Origin of the sequence: Rhodovulum sp. P5, from assembly GCF_002079305.1 — a bacterium.
Classification (GTDB): Bacteria; Pseudomonadota; Alphaproteobacteria; order Rhodobacterales; family Rhodobacteraceae; genus Rhodovulum.
The window spans coordinates 1,842,474-1,863,836 of sequence record NZ_CP015039.1 but is presented as its reverse complement, the minus strand read 5'-3'; the positions used below and the strand labels follow the sequence as shown (position 1 = coordinate 1,863,836).

Below are 21,363 nucleotides of genomic sequence, written 5' to 3'. Positions count from 1 at the left end.
CGAACACCGTGAGCAATGAACTCCAAGAGGGTGCCCGCCGGATGGCCGTGGCCTCTCTGCGCGAACTGGAGGCAACATGACCGAAGAGGTCAAATACGACGATGCCCACACCGCCGAGGTGATCGAGGGCGCGCCGCGGGAGGCCGAAGAACGGTCTTGCGGCAGCGCCGCCATGGCGCCGGGCGACGGCATGGGGTGCCATGCCGGGGACGAGATGGAAAAGGCAGCCCGCGAGGCGGGCGCGTCCGACCTCCTCGACCAATTCAGAAAAGACTATCCGATGGGCCCGCACGACCGCCCGCAAAGCATGTGCCCGGCCTTCGGTTCCCTTCGCGTCGGCCTGCGGATGCGGCGGGTGGCGACGGTTCTGTCGGGCTCGGCCTGCTGTGTCTACGGGCTCAGCTTCATTTCCCACTTCTACGGCGCGCGGCGCTCGGTGGGGTATGTGCCGTTCAGCTCGGAGACGCTGGTCACCGGCAAGTTGTTCGAGGATATCCGCGACGCGGTGCACAAGCTTGCCGACCCGGAGCGTTACGACGCCATCGTGGTGACGAATCTGTGTGTGCCGACCGCGTCGGGCGTGCCGCTGCGCCTGCTGCCGGACGAGATCAACGGGGTGCGAATCGTCGGAATCGACGTGCCGGGATTCGGTGTGCCGACCCATGCGGAGGCGAAAGACGTCCTCGCCGGGGCCATGCTGAACTATGCCCGGCAAGAGATCGAGGCCGGCCCCGTGGCCGCGCCCGAAGGCGGGGTTTCCGACCGTCCGACCGTCACGCTTCTGGGCGAAATGTTCCCGGCAGATCCCATCGTGATCGGCCAGATGCTGGAGCCGTTGGGGCTGGCCTGCGGGCCGGTTGTGCCCGCGCGGGAGTGGCGTGAACTTTATGCCGCACTCGACTGCGGCGCGGTGGCGGCGATCCATCCGTTCTACACCTCTGCGATGCGTGAATTCGACGCGGCGGGGCGCCCGATCGTGGGCTCTGCCCCGGTGGGACATGATGGCACAGCCGAGTGGCTGGCGAATATCGGCGACGCCTTCGGGCTGCCCGCCGAAAAGGTCGCCCAGGCGCAAAACATCTTCCTGCCCGCGATCAAGGGCGCGCTGGCCGGTGCCCCGGTCAACGGCACGATCACCCTCTCGGGCTATGAGGGATCAGAGCTTCTGGTAGCCCGTCTTCTGATCGAGTCGGGCGCAAATATCCCTTATGTTGGAACGGCTTGCCCGAAGACGCCGCAATCAGCGGCAGATCGGCAATGGCTGGAAGCCAAGGGCGTGAAGGTGAATTACCGCGCGTCCCTGGAAGACGACAAGGCCGCCGTCGAGGCGATCAAACCCGATCTGGCCATCGGAACGACGCCCGTCGTACAGGCCGCGAAAGAGATGGGAATCCCATCTCTCTACTTCACGAATCTGATTTCGGCCCGCCCGCTGATGGGTCCGGCCGGGGCAGGATCGCTCGCGCAAGTGGTAAATGCGGCCATTGCGAACAAGCGACGCATGGCGTCGATGAAGGAATTCTTCGAAGGTGTGGGCGAGGGAGACACAGCCGGTGTCTGGGAAGGTGATCCGAATCTCCACCCGGAATTCCGCGCTCTCCAGGAAAAGAAACTTGAGAAGAAGAGACGCGCCGAGAAGGCGCAGGAGATGATCTGATGCTGGTGCTGGATCACGACAGGGCAGGAGGGTACTGGGGCGCAGTCTATGCGTTCTGTGCTGCCAAGGGCCTGCAGGTGGTGATTGACGGCCCTGTCGGCTGCGAGAATCTGCCGGTCACCTCCGTTCTTCACTACACCGATGCGCTGCCGCCGCATGAACTGCCCATCGTCGTCACCGGTCTGGGTGAGGAAGAACTGGGTCGCGACGGCACCGAGGGCGCGATGAAACGCGCCTGGCAAACGCTCGACCCCGCGCTTCCGGCGGTGGTCGTCACCGGCTCCATCGCCGAGATGATCGGCGGCGGCGTCACCCCGATGGGCACCAACATCCAGCGCTTTCTGCCGCGCACCATCGACGAGGATCAGTGGGAAGCCGCTGACCGCGCGATGACGTGGATCTTCACCGAATTCGGCATGACCAAGGGTCGGATGCCGCCGGAGAAGAAGCGGGAAGAGGGCGCCAAGCCGCGGGTCAACATCCTCGGGCCGATGTATGGCGTGTTCAACATGCCCTCTGACCTGGCCGAGATCCGGCGTCTGGTCGAAGGCATCGGGGCCGAGGTCAACATGGTGATGCCGCTGGGCGCCCATGTGGCCGAGATGCGGGACCTGGTGAACGCGGATGCGAATATCGTGATGTATCGCGAATTCGGCCGCGGTCTGGCCGAGGTTCTGGGCAAGCCCTACCTGCAGGCGCCGATCGGGATCGACTCGACCACCAAGTTCCTGCGCAAGCTGGGCGAGATGCTGGACCTTGACCCCGAACCGTTCATCGAGCGCGAGAAGCATTCGACGATCAAGCCGGTCTGGGATCTGTGGCGGTCGGTGACGCAGGATTTCTTCGCGACGGCGACCTTCGCCATCGTCGCGAACGAAACCTATGCCCGCGGCGTGCGGCATTTCCTGGAAAGCGATCTGGGTCTGCCCTGTGCCTTTGCCGTCGCCCGCAAGCGCGGCGCCAAGACCGATAACGAGGAAGTCCGGACCATGATGGCGCAGAAGCGCCCGCTGGTGGTCTTCGGCTCGATCAACGAAAAGATCTACCTCGCCGAACTGGGCGCGGGGCATGGGCCCAAGCCGGCCTTCATCCCCGCAGGCTTCCCCGGTGCCGCCATCCGGCGCGCCACGGGCACGCCCTTCATGGGCTATGCCGGGGCGACCTACCTCGTTCAGGAAGTGTGCAATTCTCTCTTCGACGCGCTCTTCCACATTCTGCCGCTGGGCACCGAGATGGACTCGGCCGCAGCGACACCCACCCGGCTTCGCCGCGATTTCCCGTGGGATCAGGACGCACAGGCGCTTCTGGACCGCATCGTGGCCGAACATCCGGTTCTCACCCGCATTTCTGCCGCCAAGTCGTTGCGCGACGCGGCGGAAAAAGCCGCGTTGGAGCAGGGCGCGGAACGCGTGGTGCGTGAGACCGTCGAGGCGCTTGCGCCCGCCGGTTTTGAAAGTGTTTCAAAAGGAGACGCGAAATGACCGACCAGACTTCCGATGTCCATCTGGTGCGCTCGCACCGCCCGCCGAAAGCGGAATTCATGGTCTATTTCACGATCATCTTCCTTGCCGCGTTGCCGCTGGCTGTCATCGCGACCGTACTGGCCGTGGTGAAACGGGGTGATCTGAAAACCAAGGGCCCGATCGCCCGCGCCTGGAGCCAGGCGCGGATCATCACGCCCATGATATTCGCTGCCTGAGACATCAGGCAGCTCATCGAATTCGCCCATCCCCCCGGTTGGGCGAATACTGGCAAGGCATGGTGTCTTGCTGGAACCCGGCCGCCGGGGTGCGCGGCATCAGTCTGACGATCCGGAGGAAAGTTAATGGCTGAATCTGATCTGTCGTTCTCGGGTCTTACCGACGAGCAGGCGCAAGAAGTGCACGCTGTCTACATGAGCGGGCTTTGGCTGTTCTCTGCTGTGGCCGTTCTGGCTCACCTGGCAGTTTACATCTGGCGTCCGTGGCTCTGAGGAGGACCTGAAAAATGGCAAAATTCTACAAGATCTGGATGATCTTCGACCCCCGTCGTGTTCTCGTTGCACAGGGCGTCTTCCTCTTCCTGCTGGCTGTGATGATTCACCTCTTCGTGCTCAGCAACCCCTACTTCAACTGGCTGACCGTCGCCGCCGAGGCCGCGTCCTAATAGGCGCTGCCTTCCGGTGGACAGCACCTGGAAGTGACACCATCGCTGCGGGCGGGAGCCCCGATCTTCCGCCCGCAGCTATCGCGAAGAAAAAAGGACGGCTGAGGCCCAGACGGACGCGGCCGCCATTTGCGGAGACAGACGATGGCACTGCTCAGTTTTGAGAGAAAGTATCGCGTCCGTGGAGGGACGCTCATCGGTGGCGATCTGTTCGACTTTTGGGTGGGGCCTTTTTTTGTAGGCTTCTTCGGAGTTACGACAGCCTTTTTCGCCACCCTCGGCACAATTCTGATCTTCTACAGCGCTTCGCTGCAGGGGACATTCAATCCGTGGGTCATCCATGTGGCCCCGCCGGATCTTAGCTACGGCCTTGGCCTTGCGCCGCTGGCCGAAGGCGGCCTTTGGCAATGGATCACCGTCTGCGCTATCGGCGCATTCGTGAGCTGGGCCCTGCGCGAGGTCGAAATCAGCCGCAAGCTGGGCATCGGGTACCACGTCCCGATCGCGTTCAGCATGGCTATTTTCGCCTACCTCTGCCTGGAAGTCTTCCGCCCGCTGCTGCTGGGCGCTTGGGGTCACGCTTTCCCGTACGGCATCTTCAGCCACCTCGATTGGGTGTCGAACACGGGCTATGCGTACCTGCACTTCCACTACAACCCGTTCCACATGCTCGGTGTGACGCTGTTCTTCACCACCTGTCTTGCGCTTGCGATGCATGGTGGCCTGGTCCTGTCGGCCTGTAACCCCGAAAAGGGTGAAGAGGCCAAGACGCCGGATCACGAAGACACCTTCTTCCGCGACTTCATCGGCTACTCGATCGGGACGCTCGGGATTCACCGCCTCGGCTGGCTTCTGGCCATCAACGCGGTCTTCTTCTCGGCGGTCTGTATCATCATCTCCGGCCCGCTCTGGACCGAAGGTTGGCCTGAATGGTGGACCTGGTGGAGCAACATGCCGATCTGGCCGGACGTTGCACCGGCTGGTGCTGGCCAAGGGGGACTGTAATCATGGCTGAGTATCAGAACATCTTCAATCAGGTCCAAGTTCAGGGCCCCGGCGACTGGGGCATGGACAACGACAACAACATGATGGAAGAGCGCGTCGGCGGTATCGGCAACTTCCCGATCCTCGGCTGGATGGGCAACGCCCAGCTTGGTCCGATCTACCTCGGCTATGCTGGTGTGGCCTCGCTCTTCGCCGGTCTGACCTGGTTCGTGATCGTCGGGCTCAACATGCTGAGCCAAGTGGACTGGTCGATCGTCCAGTTCCTGCGTCAGGGCTTCTGGCTGGCGCTGGAACCGCCCAGCCCGGAATACGGCCTCCAGTTCCCGCCGCTGCATGACGGTGGCTGGTACATGATCGCGAGCTTCTTCCTGCTCGTCTCGGTCTGGCTCTGGTGGGTGCGTACCTACATGCTGGCCGTCGAGCACAAGATGGGCAAGCACATCGCCTATGCCTTCCTCGCCGCCATGTGGCTGTGGATGGTGCTGGGCTTCTTCCGCCCGATCCTGATGGGGTCCTGGTCGGAAATGGTGCCCTACGGCATCTTCGCCCACCTCGACTGGACGACCGCGTTCTCGATCCGCTACGGCAACCTCTACTACAACCCGTTCCACGCGCTCTCGATTGCGTTCCTCTATGGCTCTGCCCTGCTGTTCGCTATGCACGGCGGCACCATCCTCGCCGTGACCCGCTTCGGCGGCGACCGCGAGCTGGAGCAAATCTACGATCGCGGGACCGCCGCGGAACGTGCGGCGCTGTTCTGGCGCTGGACGATGGGCTTCAACGCGACGATGGAAGGTATCCACCGTTGGGCCTGGTGGTTCGCTGTCCTCACCCCGATCACGGGCGGGATCGGCATCCTCCTCTCCGGTACGGTTGTCGACAACTGGTTCATCTGGGCACAAGAGCACCACTTCGCGCCCTCGTATGACCAACCCTACGGCTTTGAAGCCTATCAAGGTCAAGGAGGCTGAACCATGCTGAGACTTCCCAAGTGGTTCTTCAAATGGAACGAGGAAAACCCGAATGACCTTATGGGTCCGGCAATCCTCGTGGGGACGGTGACGACCGCAGCCGCAGCCGCAGCTCTGATCGTGGCCCTCGACAACCCCTACAAGACGACCGACTTCCAGACGGGCCCGCGCGGCATCGGCATGGCTGTCTCCAAGTTCGTGAAGGACGATCCCCAGAACGATCCCTACGCGGCCGAGTATCCGGTCTTCGAACGGGTCGAGGTGGCGGAAGGCACGCCGACGGCTGCCGAAGCCTACGGGGACGTGATCGCCTTTGGCGACATGGATCAGGCCAACTTCGATCAGTTGACCAAGGCCATGTCCGCCTGGACCGGAACGGAAATCTCGCTGGTCAACAGCGAGGAAGCCGACCAGACCAAGCTGGCGATCACCAAGAACTGCATCGAGGCCACGCAGTACCTGAACGACGACTGGGATACCCATAACCTGGCGTCCGACGGTCGCGGCGTGAACTGCTACACCTGCCACCGTGGCCAGCCGACGCCTCCGGGCTCGTGGCTCAAGGCGGGTGCGGTGAACTCGGCAGCCGAAGGCTGGGCAGCGATCCAGAACCGCCTGCTGACGTTCGAAGGCGCCCACACGGCGACGGACTTCGTGCACAAGTACACCCAGAGCGAGTACTCCTCGCTGCCGGTGGACGGTGTCGAGAAGTTCCTGCTGGACGGCAACAGCATCAAGGTCAGCGATCTTGAAAGCCGCGTCGACCAGCAGCCGGGCGATCCCGTCTGGCAAGATGCCGAGCGGACCTTCAACCTGATGAACCATCAGGCGAACGCGCTGGATGTGGGCTGTGTCTACTGCCACAACACCCGCGCCTTCTACGATGCGACCCAGGTGACGCCGCAATGGTCCATCACCACGCTGGCCCAGCAGATGTCGATCGACATCAACCAGACCTTCTACGAGCCCCGCTCGGAGATCCTGGGCGAAGAGTCGGCCAAGGTGAACTGCATGACCTGCCACATGGGCGTCGTGAGCCCGCTGAACGGCAAGGACATGGTCGCCGAATGGCCGGAACTGGCCTCCGGTCAGTGATCTGAACACGGATGCCGCGGCCTTCGCGAACAAGGGCCGCGGCATTCCTCCCATCGGGCTCTTCACGGGGCCCGGTATTCGGGGCCTCCACACCCCGGTTCCCTTCCTGTCAGACACAGGACACTGGCGCCATGTGGAGACTGATCCACATGGCGCTTTTTTCATGAGAAACGCGCGGGAGAAGACCAATGACAAAGCCCCAGACCCCGACCCTCGATCGTGTCGCCGGTCCCTCGGACCTCAAGGGGATGAGCCAGCCGGAGTTGACGCAGCTTGCCCGGGAATTGCGCGAGGAGGTGATCTCCGTCGTGGCGCAGACCGGCGGGCATCTGGGTTCTTCGCTGGGTGTCGTCGAACTGACGGTGGCGCTGCATGCGGTCTTCAATACGCCCTTCGACAAGCTGATCTGGGATGTCAGCCATCAATGCTATCCCCACAAGATTCTGACGGGTCGGCGCGACCGGATGCACACGCTGCGCCAGGGCGGCGGGCTGGCCGGGTTCTGCAAACGGTCCGAAAGCGACTATGACGCGTTCGGCGCGGGCCATTCGTCAACCTCGATTTCCGCGGCTCTTGGCTTTACGGTCGGCCGCGACATGGGCCAGCCGACCGGCGACGCCGTGGCGGTGATCGGCGACGGGTCGATTTCCGCCGGCATGGCCTATGAGGCGCTGAACAATGCCGGCCACGAAAAGCGCCGGATGTTCGTGGTGCTGAACGATAACGAGATGTCCATCGCCCCGCCCGTGGGTGCGATGTCGAAATATCTCTCGGGGCTTTACAGCGAAACGCCGCTGGGCAAGCTCAAGGACATGGCGGAAGATTTCGAAGCCACGCTTCCGGGGCCGATCCGCGAAGGGGCGCGCCGGGCCCGGCAACTGGTCACCGGTTTCCCGGGCGGGGGCACGCTGTTCGAGGAACTGGGCTTCGACTATGTCGGTCCGATCGATGGCCATGACATGAGCCAGCTTCTGACCGTGCTGCGCGCGGCGCGTGCGCGGGCCTCGGGGCCGACGCTGATCCATGTCTGCACGGTCAAGGGCAAGGGCTACGTCCCGGCCGAGACCGCGAAGGACAAGTATCACGGCGTGTCCAAATTCGACGTCGTCTCGGGCACCCAGAAGAAAAGCAAGGGCAACGCGCCCTCCTATACCTCTGTCTTTGGTCAGACCCTGACCGAGGAAGCGGCCCGCGACCCCAAGGTCGTGGCGATCACGGCGGCCATGCCCTCGGGCACGGGGCTGAATATCATGCAGGACCGCTTCCCGTCGCGGGTGTTCGACGTGGGTATCGCCGAACAGCATGCGGTGACCTTTGCCGGGGGCATGGCGGCCTCGGGGCTGAAGCCGTTCTGCACGATCTATTCGACCTTCCTGCAGCGCGGCTATGACCAGGTGGTGCATGACGTGGTCCTGCAAAAGCTGCCGGTGCGCTTTGCCATCGACCGGGCGGGGCTTGTCGGGGCTGACGGGTCGACCCATGCCGGCGCGTTCGACGTGGCCTTCCTGTCGAACCTGCCGGGGATGACGGTGATGGCCGCCGCCGATGAGGCAGAGTTGAAGAACATGGTCGCCACCGCAGCGGCCTTCGACGAAGGGCCCATCGCGTTCCGCTATCCCCGCGGCGAGGGCGTGGGCGCGGAAATGCCCGAGCGCGGCCAGTTTCTGGAAATCGGCAAGGGCCGCATCGTGAAGGAGGGGACCAAGCTGGCCTTCCTGTCGCTGGGCCCGTGCCTTGCCGATTGTCTGACCGCCGCCGAGGAGCTGGAGGCGCGGGGGATTTCCTGCACCGTTGCCGATGCGCGGTTCGCCAAGCCCTTGGATACCGACCTGATCGCGCGCCTGACGGCCGAGCACGAGGCGCTGGTCACCATCGAGCATGGGGCCGAGGGCGGCTTTGGCGCGCTGGTCCTGCACTGGCTGGCCCGGACCGGGCGGCTGGACGGCAAACTGGCGGTGCGCACCATGACCCTGCCCGACAAGTTCATCGAGCAGGACAGCCCCGCGGCGATGTATGCCGAGGCGGGACTGACCGCGCGCGACGTGGCCGATACCGCGATGCAGGCGCTGGGGCTGGCCCCGGGCCAGTTCGCCGCGGTCCGGGGCTGAGGCGCTGGTCGGCAAGCGCTGGCCCCGGCTGATGTGCCGGGGCCTTTGGCGTTTTCGGCGCGGCCCCGGATCAGGTCCGGGGCGCGTGACTTACATATAGCGTTCGAGGATTCCGCGCAGGTCGACGCGGGCTTTCATGCGGCTGGCCAGCAGGTAGATTCCGCCGAACTTGCGCTGCATGAACAGCGTGTCCATCGGCGGGATGTGCCAGAAGTCGCGATCCTTGCCCAGTTCCATGCCCGCATCGCGCATCCGCATCGCCACGTCGTTGTCGGCGAAGTCGAAGGCGCCCGGGCGCTTGATCGGTTCCAGCGACATCTCGAACATGTTCAGCATGGTGTCCTTGTGGTGGGCCGCCGTATCCTCGGCGAAGAAGCCGATATCCAGGATCGCCTGCCGCACGCCCGCCCGGTCGCCGTCCAGCCCCGCGCGCATCAGGCGGCGGAACTGCTCGGTCATCGCGGCGGGGAATTCGCGCGAGGCGCCGAAGTCGAGCAGGATCACCTTGCGGGTTTCGGGGTCGTAGCGGTAGTTGGCGAAATTCGGGTCGGTCTGCATCAGGCGGAATTCGAACAACTCCCGGAACAGCAGGCTGATCAGCAGGGTCATGACCCGGTCGCGTTCCTCCTGCGGGGCGTCGATCAGGGTTTCGATGCCCACGCCCGCGACATAGTCCATCGCCAGAACGTTCTCGGTGGTCAGGTCCTGGTGCAGTTGCGGCACCACGAAATCGGGCGCATCGGCCAGCAATTCGGAGAAGCGGCGCAGATAGCGGCCCTCGCGCTCGTAATCCGCTTCTTCGTGCAACTGGCGCTTGGCCTCGGCCAGCATCGGTGCGATATCCAGTTCCTTCGGCATCACGCCCGAGATCCGCATCAGGCCCGCCACGTTGTTGACGTCACTGTCGATGGAGCGGCGAACGCCGGGATACTGCACCTTGATCGCCAGATCGCGGCCGTCTTTGGTATGCGCCCGGTGCACCTGCCCGATGGAGGCCGCCGCGATGGGCCGGACCTGAAACTTGTCGAAGCGCTTCTGCCAGTCGGCGCCCCAGTTGTCGATCAGCACCTTCTTCAACTGTCCGCCCGGCATGTAATGGGCGTCCGCGCGCAGGCGCGCCATGATGTCGGACAGTTCCGGCGGCAGCATGTCGCCCGCATCCATCGAGATCAGCTGCCCCACCTTCATCGCCGCGCCGCGCATATGCGCCAACTGGTCGGCCACCTTGCGGGCGTTGGCGGGGGTCAGCAGCAGGTCGCGGGCCTGCGGGCGCTTGCCCTGCGCCACCTGCCGCGCGCCGTGCAGCGCCACATTGCCCGCGATGTTGGAGGTCAGCGCGCCGAAGCGGGCAAGACGGGATAACCGTCCGCTGGGCACGGCAAGGGCGCGGGACTCGGATTTGCTGTCAGACATGAATTCGACCTATGAGGATTCTTTGCCGCGAACATACGTTTCCGATGCGGCTTTCGCTGTGACATAGGCACAAATCCCTCCGTCTCAATTGTGGGGCCGTGGGTCGGATCGGGGCGGATCGCGCGAACATCGCCCGCCCGGACCGGGGAAATGCGAAGAGGTTTACAATTATTGGGTGTATACCACGCGGGTTGCGTGACCGGGGCCGTGCCGAGGGTTGATGGGTAAATCAACGAAATTTCCCGGCCTTTTCAAGACAGTTTGGCGAACAATTGGCTGTATGGCGGCTGTCACACGGCAGCAAACGGCCCGGTCGGCGGACCGGGCACGGGCCCTGTGCGGGCCGTTCAAATTTGTCGCGAAAGCGGTCTGTAAGCGGTCGTTAAGACCCGGTTTTTTAGAACTTCTACTCTAATTCCAGACCCGAGGTCGCTCCATGCCTGCAGTTTTCTATCGCATTCCCGTTCGCGTCTATGCGATCGCCGCCCTGGCGATGGTCTTTTCGGCGCTGCTGTCTTTCCTGATGCTGTCCCGGGCGATCGACAACGCCTTCCAGATGCGCGAACAGGAACTCGAATCCATCCTGGAAAGCGCCGTCAGCCTGCTTGCCGATCTCGACCAGAGGGCGCAGGCGGGCGAGTTCGACGAGGAAACGGCGAAACAGATGGGAAGCACCCTTCTGGCGACGATGCGCTTCGGCGAATCGGGGTACTTCTTTGCCTTCGACAAGGACATCAGGGTGACGGTGCACCCGTTCAAACCGGAGTGGGTGGGCACCCAACAGGCAGATTACTCAGACATCAACGGGCTGCCGGTGTTTCAGGAGATGCGCCGGGTCGGGATGGCCGAAGGCGCGGGTGAGGTCAACTACGCGTTCCAGAAGCCGGGCGCGAACGTGCCCGAGATGAAGATGGGCTATGTCGTCGCGTTCAAGCCCTGGGGCTGGTTCGTGGGGACCGGTGCCTATGTGTCGGACATCCACGCCGATATGGCGGCCCTTCGGAACGTGTCATTGGCGTTTCTGGGGTTTGGCCTTGTCGTTCTGGCCATCGCCTCGACGGTGCTGGTGCGGACCGTGACACGCCCGCTGGCCGCCTTCGTCGGCACGATGGAGAAGGTCTCCCACGGGCATTACGACGTGACCGTCGATGCCGCCACGCGGCGCGACGAGATCGGCGAACTTGGCCGCATGCTGTCGGAATTCTGCGGCCGTCTGGCGGAATCGGAAAGGCTTGCCAAACGGCGGGAACAAGACCGGCAGGATCAGGCCCGCGTGGTGGCCGACCTTGGCACGGCCCTGCAAAAGCTGTCGGACGGGGACCTGTCGCAATCGCTCCACGCGCCGTTCCCCGAAGAGTACGAACAGCTTCGTTCCGATTTCAACACCACGCTCGACCGGATGAACGACATGCTGGGATCGGTGGTCAAGAACGCGGACGAGATCGGCGCGCGGGCCGGGGCCCTGACGGCCGCGTCGGACGAACTGTCCCGACGGACCGAGAACCAGGCCGCGACGCTGGAAGAGACCGCGGCGGCGATGGACGAACTGACCAACGGGGTACGGTCGGCCGCCGACAGCGCGGCCAATGTGTCGAGAGTCGTGGCCGAGGCGCGTGGCCGGGCAGAGGAAAGCGGACGGGTCGTGCAGAATGCGACCGGCGCAATGTCCGAGATCAAGCGCTCCTCGGACGAGATCGGCCAGATCATCGGGGTGATCGACGACATCGCGTTCCAGACCAACCTTCTGGCCCTGAACGCGGGTGTTGAGGCTGCGCGGGCCGGCGAGGCCGGGCGCGGATTTGCCGTCGTCGCGTCGGAAGTGCGGGCCTTGGCGCAGCGTTCGGCAGAGGCGGCGCGGGACATCAAGGACCTGATCGGCGGCAGTTCCGCGCAAGTCGAATCCGGCGTGGGGCTGGTTGCCCGCGCGGGCGAAGCGTTGAAGGACATCGCGGAACGTGTCGGCGCCATCGCGGGCATGGTCGACGAAATTGCCTCTGGCGCGCAGGAACAATCGGTCGGTCTGGGCGAGATCAATATCGGCGTGGGCGAACTTGACCGCGTGACTCAGCAGAACGCGGCCATGGTGGAAGAGGCGACCGCCGCGACCACGGCGATGCAGAACGAGGTTCAGGAACTGCGCGATCTTGTATCGCTCTTCCGGCTGCGCGGGGACAATGGCGGCTTTCATACGCAAGCCGCCTGAGGCGGCCTGCGGCTGAAACGCCCGTGGCGCGGCCGGCCTATTTGGTCAGGATCAGCTTGCCCGCGCGCGTGATGCGCAAGGTATAGGGGATACCGTCCAGCACGATGACCGCGCAGGTGCCCCCGCCTGTCAGGATGCGGGCGTCATGTGTCGGGGTCTGGTCTTGCATGGCCACGGTCGATCAGGGCCGTCGTTCGATCCGGTCGATCATCTGCTCGACGAAGCGTTCGCCCGAGGACACCTCGAACAGCCCCGTCGAGAGGACTTCGTGCCAGAGATCGCGCAGCGGCGTCTGGAAAGAGTCCCCGGCGGGGATTTGGTCTGACGGATTCTGTCGCATTCTCACCTCCGATCTGGATCGACGGACTCCGGGCTGACCTTGGGTGTGGCTGGGAGCATGCGTTAAAGTCTGACTGAAACGGTCGGATATGTAAAGCCACTCCTTTCATGCCCGATCAGGGCGGGTCGCCGACTGATGACGCGCGCGTCCCGTGATCCGCGCCAAGACCGCCCTAGATAGCGGGGTCGTACCGGCAGGACAGGAGGACCGATGAGCGTAAACGCGATGATCGTGTCGGCGGGGGAGGCGCTGGACGCGCTGCGCACCGCCTGGCAGGTGCAGAAGGACGGGCACATGCTGGCCTCCTACATGCTGCATGGGCGGCCCGGCGTGGGCAAGACGCAGGTGGTGGAGCAGTTGGCCCGCGACATGGGCGGCCTGCTGTTCGATTTGCGCCTGACGACCATCGAGCCGCAGGATCTGCGCGGCCTGCCCTACTATGACCATCAGAGCCAGAAGACCAAGTGGTACCGGCCCGAGGATCTGCCCGATGATCCGGCGCATCCCGCGATCCTGTTCCTCGATGAACTGACCGCGGCCTCGCCCATGTTGCAGCCCACGGTCTATGGGTTGTTGCAGGAACGACGCGTGGGGCGGCACCGGTTGCCGGACAGCGTGTTCATCGTGGCCGCGGGCAATACGGTGGAGGACGGCGCGATTGCCTATCAGATGAACACCGCGCTGTCTGACCGCCTGATCCATCTGCATGTGCAGGCTGCGGCGGCCGACTGGCTGGACAATTACGCGGTGCCGAAGGGGCTTCACCCGACCGTGGTCGCCTTTATCAAGACGCGGGCGGATCTGCTGGACACGACCGAGCAGGCTTTGGAACAGGGCCACCTGATCGCCACCACGCCGCGCAGTTGGGAACGGGTCAGCCAGATCATGCAGGCGGTGCCCGACCGGCGGATGCGCAATATTCTGGTGGCGGGCACGGTGGGCGATGCGGTGGCCGCGGAATTTGCGCTGATCGCCGACGACATCGCCGCCACGGTGCAGGTGCAGGACATGCTGGAGGCCGACCGCAAGGCGCGGATCGCGCTTTACCCCGCGTCGATGCATGGGCTGAACGCGCTGATCTACGGGCTGATCGGAATCCTCGATGCGCGCAACGTCAATGGTGCCATCGATATCATGGCCGATATCCGGCAGCTTGCCCGCCTGCGGGAGGAAGACGACTTCAAGCGGATGCCGTTGGGGGAGTTGTGCACCTACGGATTTGAAGGGCTGATCCGCAAGGGGCTGGAGCTTGGGATCGGGCAGCGGTTCCTGGCCCATGACGCCTACAAGGCCTATGCGAAGGAGCGGGAGGCGGCGGGGCTGGCGTGATGCTTCAACGCCATTCCGCCCGCGCCACCCGCGCATTGCAGAAGCTGGCCGAGCAGGACCCGGCCTTTGCCGGGCTGGCGCTGTGGTGCACCCATCTGGACAGCGACGTGCAGGATGGTCCCGCCTGGACCGACGGCAAGGCGATCTACTACGGTCCCACCTATGAGGGGTTGAGCCTGCCTGAACAGATGGGGCTGGCCGCCCACCACATCCTGCATATCGCGTTCCGCCATGCGCCGCGGTCGCGGGCGATGTTCGTCCGCTTCGGGAACCGGTTCGATCAGGACATCTTCAACCTCGCCACCGACGCCATCGTGAATGAGACGCTGCTTCTGTCGGGGCACATCCTGCCGCGGCCGCTGGTGCGGCTGACGGGGCTTTTGAAGGCCACCACGCGGGAGGAGATGAAGGGCGAGGAGGCGGTGACGAAATACGATGCCGAACGCCTTTACATCTTGCTGATGCAGGACGGCGGCGCGCGGCAGGGGGCAAAAGGGGGCCGCGCGGCGATCGCAGCGGCGGCGCCAAGGGCGAGAGTGGCGGCAGCGGCAGCGAAGGCGGCGAACGCCCCCGGCCCGGCGGCGCACTGGCCGAGGCCGCCCGCGCCTATGCCGACGGCCAAGGGTTCCGCCCCGATATCGACGCAGGGACCGAGAACGACGACGGCGCGGGGCGCGAGGAAGACGCGGAGTGGCGCCAGCGTGTGACCCGCGCGATGGAGGCCGGGCGGCTGGCGGGCCACGGCATCGGCATGATCGGGCACCGGCTGGCCGATCTGCCGACCGTCCATACGCCGTGGGAGGTCGTCTTGCGCGGCCTTGTCACCCGCGCGGTGATGCACCACCCCCAGCCCCGCGGCACCCGGCCCGCACGGCGCTGGCTGGCGCGCGACAGCGATGCGCGCGAAAACGGTGGGCCCGACCCGGCCTATGAACCCGGCTGGGTGCGGGAGAAGGACATTCCGCGGATCGTTGTCGGTGTCGACAGCTCCGGCTCTGTCGACGGCACGCTGCTGGCGATGTTCGCAGCCCAGGTGGCGGGCATCGCGAAACGCACCGGGGCAGAGACCCATGTGCTGGTCTTCGACGTGGCCGTGCGCAACCGCGCCAAGATGGGCGGCGGGCTGTGGGAGCGGCAGATCACCGACATCCTGTTCAGCCGCGACGGCGGTACGTCGTTCATCGGCGTGATGGAGGAAGCGCTGGCGCTGAACCCCTCGGCCATCGTGATCCTGACCGATCTGCAGGGGCCGTTCGGCCCGCCCCCGCCCACGGGGCTGCCGGTGGTCTGGGCGGTGCCGGGCGACCCGCCGCGCGAGGGTGCGCCCTTTGGCCGGGTGCTGGGGCTGGGGCGATGAGGGGCGTGCTATTGCGGTGCGGCATCGGGCAGGATATCGCTGGTCCGCCAGCCAGAAGAGACGCGCCATGACCGACCCAGCCGACCCGATTGCCCTGACCGCCGAGTTGATCCGCTGCCGGTCGGTGACCCCCACGGAAGGCGGCGCGCTGCGGCTGGTCGAGGCCCGGCTTGCCGCCGCGGGGTTCGAATGCCACCGGGCCGACCGCGGTGGCGTGGCGAACCTTTTCGCGCGCTGGGGGGGCAAGGGGCACCCGAAGACCTTCGGGTTCAACGGTCACACCGATGTCGTGCCGGCGGGCGACACCGCCGCATGGACGGCCGACCCGTTCGGGGCGGACCGGCGCGATGGTTGGCTATGGGGGCGGGGTGCGACCGACATGAAATCGGGCGTTGCGGCCTTCGTGGCGGCGGCCATCGACTTCGTGACCGAGACACCGCCAGAGGGCGCCATCGTCATCACGCTGACCGGGGACGAGGAAGGCGACGCCGTCGACGGCACGACCGCGATACTCGACTGGATGGCGACGCAAGGGGAGCATATGTCGGCCTGCCTTGTGGGAGAGCCGACCAGCCGCGAAGACATGGGCGACATGATGAAGATCGGGCGGCGCGGCTCGATGACTGCCTATTTCACGGCGCATGGGCGGCAGGGCCATGCCGCCTATCCGCACCGGGCGCAAAACCCGATCCCGGCGATGGCCCGGCTGGTGGAGCGGCTGGCCGCCTATCCGCTGGACGAGGGCACACCGCATTTCGACCCCTCGACGCTTGCGGTGACGACCTTCGACACCGGCAATCCGGCGACCAACGTGATTCCGGGTGTCTGCCATGCCACCGTCAACATCCGCTTCAACGAGGTGCATTCCTCCGACAGTCTGACCGACTGGCTTCGGGCGGAGGCCGACAAGATTACCGAAGAAACCGGCATCCGCTTTGACATGGAGATCAAGGTGTCGGGCGAAAGCTTCCTGACCCCGCCGGGGCCGCTGTCCGATCTGGTGGCCAGCGCGGTGGAGGCTGAAACCGGGCGGCGGCCGGAGTTGTCGACCTCGGGTGGCACGTCGGATGCCCGTTTCGTCAAGGATTTCTGCCCGGTGGTGGAATTCGGCCTTGTGGGCAAGACCATGCACCAGGTCGATGAGCGGGTGGAGATCGCGCAGATCGAGACCCTGACGCGGATCTACAGCCGCATCCTGTCGGGCTATTTCGCCTGAGCGGCCCGCGATTCCGGCTGACGGGGCAGGGGGGCCGTGCTACCTCTGAGCGCATGAGCCAAATCCCCTCCAAGACCCAGATCCTCGACTGGATTGCCGCCAATCCCGGCCAGACCTCCAAGCGCGATATCGCCAAGGCGTTCGGGATAAAGGGCGCCGACCGGATCGACCTGAAACGCGTGCTGAAGGAGCTGGAGGACGAGGGGCATCTGGAAAAGCGCCGCAAGACCTATCGCGACCCCGAACGGTTGCCGCCGGTGTCGGTCCTGCAGATGCTGGCCCCGACGCCCGATGGTGACCTGTTCGCCAAGCCGCTGGAATGGCATGGCGAGGGGCCGGAGCCGCGGGTGCTGTTTATTGCGCGCCAGACCGACGGGGCGCTGGGCGAGGGCGACCGGATCCTCGCGCGCCTGCAAGAGGTCCGCGGCGACGACCATCAGTACGAGGCGCGGCTGATCCGAAAGATCGGCACCAATCCGCGGCGCATTCTTGGCATCTTCCGCAAGGGGGCCGAGGGCGGGCGGATCGTGCCCATCGACAAGGGCGCCGACAAGGAATGGCAGGTCGCGGCGAGTGCCACCCACGGCGCGAAGGACGGTGAGTTGGTGGAGGCCGAACAGGCCGGCCCCCGCGGACGCATGGGGCTTCAGCGGGCGCGGGTCGTGGAACGCTTGGGCGACCCGGCCGCGCCCAAGGCCGTCAGCCTGATCGCGATCCACCAGCATGGCATACCCGACGCGTTTCCCGACCGTGTGATTGAGGAGGCCGACCGCGCCAGACCCGCCGGGCTGGGGGAGCGCGAGGATCTGCGCGCCCTGCCGCTGGTTACCATCGACCCCGCCGATGCCCGCGACCGCGACGATGCGGTGCTGGCCATGCCCGACGATGACCCCAGGAACGAGGGCGGGTATCTGCTGTGGGTCGCCATCGCCGATGTCGCCCATTACGTGACACCCGGGTCGGCGCTGGACCGGGAGGCGCGCAAGCGCGGCAATTCCACCTACTTCCCCGACCGCGTGGTGCCGATGCTGCCCGACCGGTTGTCGGGGGACCTGTGCAGCTTGCATGAGGGCGTCCCGCGGGCCTGTATCGCGGTGCGGATGAAGATCGACGCCAACGGCAACAAGCTGTCCCACCGGTTCACCCGTGGGCTGATGCAGTCTGCCGGCGCGCTGGCCTATGAAGAGGTGCAGGCGGCGCAGGACGGCCATCCGAGCGAGCGGACCGCGCCCCTGCTGGAGGATGTGATCCGCCCGCTTTACGGCGCCTATGGGGCGCTGACCCGCGCGCGCGAGGCAAGGCAACCGCTGGATCTGGACCTGCCGGAGCGGAAGATCGAACTGAGCGAGGACGGCCATGTCACCTCGGTCCGGTTCCGCGACCGTCTGGATGCGCACCGGCTGATCGAGGAGTTCATGGTTCTTGCCAATGTCGCGGCGGCCGAGGAACTGACCCGTCTGCACCGGCCCCTTTTGTTCCGCGTGCATGAGGAACCCTCTCCGGAGAAGCTGGACGCGTTGCGCGACGTCGCCGCGGCCTCGGGCTTTACGCTGGCCAAGGGGCAGGTCTTGCATACGCGCCAGTTGAACGACCTGCTGGATCAGGCGGTGGGCAGCGAGTTCTCCGAATTGATCAACCTCTCGACGCTGCGGTCGATGACGCAGGCTTACTACAACCCCGAAAACTTCGGGCATTTCGGGCTGGCGCTTCGGTCCTACGCGCATTTCACCTCCCCCATCCGGCGCTATGCGGATCTGATCGTGCACCGCGCGCTGATCACGGCCCATGGCTGGGGCAAGGACGGCCTAAGCCCCGAGGATATCGACACGCTGGAAGCGACCGCGCAGCATATCTCGGAAACCGAGCGCCGGTCGATGACGGCCGAACGCGACACCACCGACCGGTATCTTGCCGCCTATCTGTCTGAACGGGTGGGTAACGAGTTTTCGGGGCGTGTCTCTGGCATCGCGCGGTTCGGCGTGTTCGTGACGCTTGATGAAAGCGGTGCCGACGGGCTGATCCCGATCCGGGAATTGGGCAACGAGTATTTCCACTATGACCGCGAGGCGCAGACCCTGATGGGGGCGGATACGGGGCTGGAAATCGGCATCGGTCAGCGCGTGACCGTGCGCCTGTCCGAAGCGGTGCCGGTGACCGGCGGCCTGACGCTGGAGCTTTTGTCGATCGAGGACAAGGCGGTGCGCACCGGGCCGACCCGTGTTCGGGGGCGCCCGGCCCGGCGCAAGGTCGGGCAGGCCAAGGCAAAGGCGGCGAAGACCCGCCGCAAGGTCACCCGGAAACGCCGCTAAGGGCCAGGGGCCGGCCGGCGCGAGGCCCGGTCTTTTTCGCTGCTTTGAGATTTCGGCCGTTCGCGGTACACTCCGCCCCAAGAATAACGGCCCGAAACCGGGCGCCCCTCTTCGGGAAGGACCGAGCAGATGTCGATCAGGACGTACACGGCCGCCTGTGTGGCCGCCGCCATGGGCCTTGGGGCCGTGGCGAGTAGCGCGATGGAGTTGCAGCGCTCCCCGTTTCCGGTGCCACGGCCGGGCACGATTGCCCTGACCGTCGGGCAGGTTGCCGGGGCAGGGGTGACGACGATGCAGATTTCCACCGCCAATCGCGCCTTTCAGCGCTGGATCGCGGGTTTTCGCGACCGGGCGCTGGGCCAAGGCATTTCGGCAGATGTCTTCGATACCGCGTTCAGCGGGATACGCTACAACACCGATGTGATCCAGCGGGACCGCAACCAGTCGGAATTCACCAAGACGATCTGGGACTATCTCGATTCCGCGGTGTCCGAGACGCGGGTGCGCAATGGCCAGGCGGCGCTGGCCGACAATCGGCAGATGCTGGATCGGATCGAGGCCAGATACGGTGTCGAGAAAGAGGTCGTCGTCGCGATCTGGGGGCTGGAAAGCGCCTATGGCAGCTATCGCGGATCGACCCCGATTATCGAGGCGCTGGCGACGCTGGCCTTTGACGGGCGGCGGGGAACCTTCTTCGAGGGGCAGTTGATCGCGGCGCTGAAGATCCTGCAGGCGGGCGATACCGACGCGCGGCACATGACCGGGTCATGGGCGGGGGCGATGGGCCATACCCAGTTCATTCCGACCTCCTATCTCGAACATGCGGTGGATTTCACCGGCGACGGGCGGCGCGATATCTGGGCCGACGATCCGGCGGATGCGCTGGCCTCCACCGCGGCGTATCTGGCGCGCTTTGGCTGGACCAAGGGCCAGCCCTGGGGGGTGGAGGTGCGCCTGCCGCGGGACTTCGATGTGGAACTTGCGGACCGCGCCGATATGCGGATGCCGTCGGACTGGACCGCGCTGGGCGTGCGCGACATCCGCGGAAAGGCCGTGCCCGATTACGGCCGCGCCTCGATCCTGCTGCCCGCGGGGGCCGAGGGGGCGGCCTTCATGATCTTCGACAATTTCGCGGTGATCGAACGCTACAACACCGCCGATGCCTATGTGATCGGGGTGGGGCATCTGTCGGACCGGATCGCGGGCGGCCCGGCAATACAGGCGTCCTGGCCCCGTGGCGACCGTGCGCTGCGGCTGGCCGAGCGCAAGGAGTTGCAGGAACGTCTGACGCAGGCCGGGTTCGATACCCAGGGCATCGATGGCCGGATCGGCCCCAATACGATTGCCGCGGTCAGGGCCTATCAGAAATCGGTCGGCATGGCGCCGGACGGCTATGCAAGCCTCGATCTGCTGAACCGCATGAGGTGAGTGACCCGCCACGCGTTCTTGTAGATCGCGCGGACCGTCGATGTTATGTTGCGATGACAGGCCGCGAAATTGGTTTGGGGCCTGCGTTTCGTCAATGGGGGTATCATGGCGTTTATCAAGAGTACACTTGCCGCGGGCGGTCTGGCCTGTGTCGCGATGACGGCGGTTCCGGACATGTCCGAGGCGGCGCTGGTCTTTACGTTCAGTGAGGTCAGCGGCGACGTGGTGATGGAGTCTTCCGGCTCGATCGACCTTACCGGACTTGTCGATCTGGGCACGGCCCATACGTGGGGCAATGTCGGCATTCAATACTATGACTATTCCGCCGCACCCGCGGCGAGCATCATGGGCGGTACGTCCGTCGGCCAGGTGGATGCGAGCTATGGCTTCAACGCCGGGACGGATTTCTCGGCATGGGACTGGGCAGACGGTGTCGGCCCGTGGGACGTCGATTACTTCCCGTGGACCGTCACGTCCGGCGAGAAGGGCTTTGCGACCTACATGTTCGACGGCAACGACCTTTATCCCGGGCTCGGCGTGGAATCGGCCGATGTCGTGAACGGCATCTGGACGCCGGACCAGAACTGGCTGGTGACCGGTCAGACCTTTGCGTCGTTGAACATGTACGAAGGCACCTACACGGTCACCGACGCGCTCAGCGGCGAGTCGATCTCCTTCGTGATCGGCGATGGCAGTCCGGTCGTGCCGCTGCCCGCGGGGCTTCCGCTGGTCTTGACGGCGCTTGCGGGCTTTGGCGTTGTCGGGCTGCGCCGCCGCGGCGCCTGAC

20 protein-coding genes are annotated in these 21,363 nt (G+C 65.2%); 17 read left to right on the top strand and 3 right to left on the bottom strand.

Going from position 1 to position 21,363, the window contains the following annotated elements:
- Positions 1-76 precede the first annotated feature (76 nt).
- The 9 genes from bchY (at position 77) to dxs (ending at position 8,981) form a co-directional block, all read left to right on the top strand.
- Positions 77-1,657 (top strand): chlorophyllide a reductase subunit Y, encoded by a 1,581-nt coding sequence (gene bchY / locus RGUI_RS09040; RefSeq protein WP_081532753.1) that lies wholly within the window; start codon positions 77-79, stop codon positions 1,655-1,657.
- Entirely contained in the window at positions 1,657-3,138 is a 1,482-nt protein-coding gene (gene bchZ / locus RGUI_RS09035; protein ID WP_081532752.1) for a chlorophyllide a reductase subunit Z, read from the top strand. The genes bchY and bchZ overlap by 1 nt, the downstream gene beginning before the upstream one ends.
- Positions 3,135-3,356, top strand: a complete 222-nt coding sequence (gene pufQ / locus RGUI_RS09030) for a cytochrome PufQ (RefSeq protein ID WP_081532751.1) — start codon at positions 3,135-3,137, stop codon at positions 3,354-3,356. Before bchZ ends, pufQ begins: the two co-directional genes overlap by 4 nt.
- A 126-nt stretch (positions 3,357-3,482) precedes the next feature.
- A complete protein-coding gene (gene pufB / locus RGUI_RS09025; RefSeq protein WP_081532750.1) occupies positions 3,483-3,629 on the top strand; it encodes a light-harvesting antenna LH1, beta subunit in 147 nt (48 codons plus the stop codon).
- Between the two features lie 14 nt (positions 3,630-3,643).
- Complete coding sequence (gene pufA / locus RGUI_RS09020) at positions 3,644-3,802, top strand: light-harvesting antenna LH1, alpha subunit (RefSeq protein WP_081532749.1); 159 nt, start codon at positions 3,644-3,646, stop codon at positions 3,800-3,802.
- Between the two features lie 144 nt (positions 3,803-3,946).
- Complete coding sequence (gene pufL, locus RGUI_RS09015) at positions 3,947-4,807, top strand: photosynthetic reaction center subunit L (RefSeq protein WP_081532748.1); 861 nt, start codon at positions 3,947-3,949, stop codon at positions 4,805-4,807.
- Between the two features lie 2 nt (positions 4,808-4,809).
- Positions 4,810-5,778, top strand: coding sequence for a photosynthetic reaction center subunit M (gene pufM / locus RGUI_RS09010; RefSeq protein WP_081532747.1), 969 nt, complete (start codon positions 4,810-4,812; stop codon positions 5,776-5,778).
- Positions 5,779-5,781: 3 nt separating this feature from the next.
- Positions 5,782-6,873 carry a photosynthetic reaction center cytochrome PufC gene (gene pufC, locus RGUI_RS09005; protein ID WP_081532746.1) on the top strand — a complete coding sequence of 364 codons (1,092 nt, stop codon included), beginning with the start codon at positions 5,782-5,784 and terminating at the stop codon, positions 6,871-6,873.
- Positions 6,874-7,061: 188 nt separating this feature from the next.
- The gene (gene dxs / locus RGUI_RS09000) at positions 7,062-8,981 is read left to right on the top strand and encodes a 1-deoxy-D-xylulose-5-phosphate synthase (protein WP_081532745.1); all 1,920 of its coding nucleotides are present in this window, start codon (positions 7,062-7,064) and stop codon (positions 8,979-8,981) included.
- Positions 8,982-9,071: 90 nt separating this feature from the next.
- On the opposite strand, the gene RGUI_RS08995 is transcribed toward dxs, so the two are convergent.
- A complete protein-coding gene (locus tag RGUI_RS08995) occupies positions 9,072-10,394 on the bottom strand; it encodes an AarF/ABC1/UbiB kinase family protein (protein ID WP_081532744.1) in 1,323 nt (440 codons plus the stop codon).
- Between the two features lie 436 nt (positions 10,395-10,830).
- On the opposite strand from RGUI_RS08995, the gene RGUI_RS08990 reads away from it, so the two are divergent.
- The gene (locus tag RGUI_RS08990; RefSeq protein ID WP_081532743.1) at positions 10,831-12,597 is read left to right on the top strand and encodes a methyl-accepting chemotaxis protein; all 1,767 of its coding nucleotides are present in this window, start codon (positions 10,831-10,833) and stop codon (positions 12,595-12,597) included.
- Between the two features lie 37 nt (positions 12,598-12,634).
- Here the strand turns inward: RGUI_RS08990 and hemP are convergent, their stop codons facing one another.
- Both hemP and RGUI_RS21190 read right to left on the bottom strand, forming a co-directional pair.
- Positions 12,635-12,766, bottom strand: coding sequence for a hemin uptake protein HemP (gene hemP, locus RGUI_RS08985; RefSeq protein WP_081532742.1), 132 nt, complete (start codon positions 12,764-12,766; stop codon positions 12,635-12,637).
- Between the two features lie 12 nt (positions 12,767-12,778).
- Positions 12,779-12,937 (bottom strand): hypothetical protein, encoded by a 159-nt coding sequence (locus RGUI_RS21190; protein ID WP_156882922.1) that lies wholly within the window; start codon positions 12,935-12,937, stop codon positions 12,779-12,781.
- Between the two features lie 210 nt (positions 12,938-13,147).
- Here RGUI_RS21190 and RGUI_RS08980 point away from each other — a divergent pair, with 210 nt between their 5' ends.
- From RGUI_RS08980 to RGUI_RS08955, 7 genes are all read left to right on the top strand, one after another.
- On the top strand, positions 13,148-14,266 hold the full coding sequence (locus RGUI_RS08980) for an AAA family ATPase (protein WP_081532741.1): 1,119 nt from the start codon (positions 13,148-13,150) through the stop codon (positions 14,264-14,266).
- On the top strand, positions 14,266-14,973 hold the full coding sequence (locus tag RGUI_RS22115; RefSeq protein ID WP_371587358.1) for a hypothetical protein: 708 nt from the start codon (positions 14,266-14,268) through the stop codon (positions 14,971-14,973). The genes RGUI_RS08980 and RGUI_RS22115 overlap by 1 nt, the downstream gene beginning before the upstream one ends.
- The gene (locus RGUI_RS22495; RefSeq protein WP_371587422.1) at positions 14,904-15,623 is read left to right on the top strand and encodes a VWA-like domain-containing protein; all 720 of its coding nucleotides are present in this window, start codon (positions 14,904-14,906) and stop codon (positions 15,621-15,623) included. The genes RGUI_RS22115 and RGUI_RS22495 overlap by 70 nt, the downstream gene beginning before the upstream one ends.
- A gap of 67 nt (positions 15,624-15,690) precedes the next feature.
- Entirely contained in the window at positions 15,691-16,839 is a 1,149-nt protein-coding gene (gene dapE / locus RGUI_RS08970) for a succinyl-diaminopimelate desuccinylase (RefSeq protein ID WP_081532740.1), read from the top strand.
- A 53-nt stretch (positions 16,840-16,892) separates the two neighbouring features.
- The gene (rnr, locus tag RGUI_RS08965) at positions 16,893-19,148 is read left to right on the top strand and encodes a ribonuclease R (RefSeq protein ID WP_081532739.1); all 2,256 of its coding nucleotides are present in this window, start codon (positions 16,893-16,895) and stop codon (positions 19,146-19,148) included.
- Between the two features lie 129 nt (positions 19,149-19,277).
- Positions 19,278-20,576, top strand: coding sequence for a lytic murein transglycosylase (locus RGUI_RS08960; RefSeq protein WP_081532738.1), 1,299 nt, complete (start codon positions 19,278-19,280; stop codon positions 20,574-20,576).
- Positions 20,577-20,681: 105 nt separating this feature from the next.
- Complete coding sequence (locus RGUI_RS08955; protein WP_081532737.1) at positions 20,682-21,362, top strand: VPLPA-CTERM sorting domain-containing protein; 681 nt, start codon at positions 20,682-20,684, stop codon at positions 21,360-21,362.
- The last annotated feature ends 1 nt before the right edge of the window (position 21,363 follow it).